Source organism: Arthrobacter sp. B0427-1-12, from assembly GCF_059092905.1.
In genome coordinates this window covers 1-2,971 of record NZ_JBNHIC010000127.1, presented here as the reverse complement: position 1 = coordinate 2,971, position 2,971 = coordinate 1, and the positions used below count along the sequence as shown (strand labels likewise).

1 protein-coding gene and 2 pseudogenes are annotated in these 2,971 nt (G+C 64.1%); 2 read left to right on the top strand and 1 reads right to left on the bottom strand.

All coding sequences use genetic code 11. The features are described 5' to 3' along the window. A pseudogene (locus AC5RWU_RS24025) lies at window positions 1-269 on the bottom strand (DUF6573 family protein); the annotation flags it as partial. 716 nt (window positions 270-985) lie between these two features. On the opposite strand from AC5RWU_RS24025, the gene mhpA reads away from it, so the two are divergent. Together mhpA and AC5RWU_RS24015 are read left to right on the top strand one after the other, a co-directional pair. Beyond that, window positions 986-2,749 carry a bifunctional 3-(3-hydroxy-phenyl)propionate/3-hydroxycinnamic acid hydroxylase MhpA gene (mhpA, locus tag AC5RWU_RS24020; RefSeq protein WP_493986682.1) on the top strand — a complete coding sequence of 588 codons (1,764 nt, stop codon included), beginning with the start codon at window positions 986-988 and terminating at the stop codon, window positions 2,747-2,749. Window positions 2,750-2,784: 35 nt separating this feature from the next. Next, a pseudogene (locus AC5RWU_RS24015) lies at window positions 2,785-2,971 on the top strand (alpha/beta fold hydrolase); the annotation flags it as partial.

The following is a 2,971-nucleotide window of genomic DNA, read 5'->3' as shown; positions in this document are numbered from 1 at the left end:
ACGGAGAACGGAATCCTGGAACAGGACCGGGCAGCGCGGGCCGCACCGGCCGCCATGACCAGTACGTCCCAGAGGCGCCCCTGCTCGTCCTGCCAGGGGCCGTTCCCGGTATTCCAGGCCACAGCCTCAGCCCAGGCTAGAGACGTCATCGCAGCCTCCCGGCTGAAACCGGTGGCCCGGGCGGGGCTGGTGATGTCGATCAGGACGCAGTCCGCGAGGGCGTCGGCGCGGGTGTAGCGGCTGATGATCTCGTGTTCACTGGCATTCAAGGGAACCCTCCTAATTTGTTGATCTGACATAAACATATTAAAGAAGTGGCGCCTATTGTGTCAATAGCGTTGCGATTCCCGGGTGTGGCTCTTTTGTACGCGGCCCTCCGGGCTCTGTGCAATGGTGACGGCCGAAGAGCAGCTCACCGCCGCCCTGGACTCCTAGTCCGAAGACCTCGAAGCCGCCGCTTTCTGTGCCGGCCCGGCATTCCTTCGGCAGCTCGATTTGCCGCCGCACTGCACGACATCGCGAAGGCCGGAAGATGGGTGCAGTCTCATATGCACCGTTATCGGCACAATGTGGAAATGCGGGCAAAGGGCGCAGGATGCCGCTGGAAGACACCCAACCGGGCCGCCGAAAAGAACGCCGCTGCGGCCCTCCAGGATCAGAACAACCTCGAACGGTAACGTCGCCGCTCGCCCGCATGGGCACGGCAAAAGCTAACAAGGCGCGATGCCCGGCGACCAGGCGGCCGCAACCGCTCAGGCCATTTTTGCCACCGCCACCACCCTGCATCTCTGGCGGCTCCCCTAACCATCTCCGTGCTGCAACATCAGGCCCTGTGTTGCTTGACACACCTCTTGCCGCATGGTGTGCTATCGACCATAGCATGCACATAGTGTGCATGTCTGTGCCCTATGTACACGATCCATTCGTTAGCTGCACCCGGCGCCACGTGCTTGGGGTCGCTGCGCCAAACGTGAAGAAAGCAACCATGAACAACAAAGCAACTCATCGCAGCATCCAAACCGATGCGGAGACCGAGGTCTTGGTGATCGGGGCCGGCCCGGCCGGCCTGATGCTCGCCAACATCCTGGGCATGTACGGCCGGAAGGTGACAGTGCTGGAGGCCATGGACCGGCTCATCGACTACCCTCGCGGCGTGGGCTTGGACGACGAGTCCTTCCGCACCATCCAGACCGTGGGGCTGGTGGAGACGGTGCGCCCGCATACCAACCCGCAGCACATCCTGCGGCTGGTCAACGGTGCCGGTAAGACCATCCTGGTCAACAACCCGCAGACCGACGAGTTCGGCTGGGACCGCAAGCACGGCTTCATCCAGCCCGACGTCGACAAGGCTCTCTGCGAGGGGCTAACCCGCTTCGAGAATGTGCAGGTGCTCTTCAACCACCGGGTAGAGGACGTTCAGGAGGACGCCGACGGCGTCACCGCCATCGCTTTGGTTACCAGCCCGGAGGGGCAGGTAGAGGAACGCCGCTTCCGTGCCCGGTACCTGGTCGGCTGTGAGGGCGGGAAGTCCCCGACCCGTAAGAGGATGGGCGTGAGTTTCGAGGGCGAGTCGCCCTCAACACGTTGGCTGGTGGTGGACGTGAACAACGACCCGCTGGGCACCCCGAACGTCTTTGTCGGTGCTGACCCCAAACGGCCCTACGTCTCGATCGGCCTGCCGCACGCGATCCGCCGTTGGGAATTCATGCTCCACGATGACGAGACCGAGGAGCAGGTCACCGACCCGGCCTACGTCGACACCCTGCTCAAAGACCATGTCCCGGACCCCTCACAACTGGACTTCATCCGCCTCCGCGTCTTTACCCACCATGCACGGGTCGCCGGTTCCTTCCGTAAGGGCCGGCAGCTGATCGCCGGCGACGCCGCGCACCTGATGCCCGTCTGGATGGGCCAGGGCTGGAACTCCGGCATGCGCGATGCCACCAACCTCGGCTGGAAGCTCGCGGCCGTAGTTTCAGGGCAGGCCGGCGACGAGCTCCTGGATACCTATACGGCCGAGCGCAGGGGGCATGCCAAGGCCATGGTGGACCTGTCCCTGACCTTCGGGAAGTTCATCAAGATCACCAACCCCGTCGGCGCGGCAGCCCGCGACGCAACCTCCTCCGTGCTGAACCTGTTCCCATCGGTCAAAAGCTATTTTTCCGACATGAAGTTCAAACCGATGCCCCGCTATACCCAAGGCGTGCTGGCCGACCCGAGCACCCAGGAAGCCGGCCGCGCAGGGGCCGCCCTGACCAGCAAACTGATCCCCGTCCGAACGGCAAACAGTAAAGTATCGCCCGTCGGCCGGCAGTTCCCCCAGCCGCGCGTCAACAGCAAGGACGCGGACAACCTGTTGCTGGACGACGCGATCGGCAACTGGTGGTCGGTCATCGTTTGGGGCAACAGCCCCAAGGACGTGCTCCCGGAGGATTCGCTGGCAAAATTGCGTTCCCTCGGCGCCCGTCTGGTCTGCATCTTGCCCGAGACCCAGCGCGAATGGGCCGAAGAATACATGGACGGGGACGTGCTGGTACTAGGCGACCATACCGGCCGCATGAAGAAATGGTTCGATGACCGGCCCACACCACTGGTGTTCCTGCGCCCGGACCGCTTCGTCGCGGGGGCCTGCCTCACCCAGCACGCCCCGGCCACCCTGGACGCGATCCTGAGTTCCATGGCCTTCACCGGACAGCCCGTCCAACCAGCCCACCCCGTCAGTGACGGCATCAGGGTGCTGGCCAGCTAGTGCCAGCCCCGCCCATCCCTTCCGGAAGGAACACCATGAACACCCTCCAAATCCCCGACTATAGGACCGATGCCTTCTTCGGCCTCGAGGACAGGTGGCTTGAGACCGCCGAGGGCGAGCTGACGCACTACCACGAGCTGGGCGAGGGCACTCCGATCCTGTTCCTGCACGGCTCCGGCACGGGTGTGACCGCCGCGGCGAACTGGTGGCTGAACCTGCCGC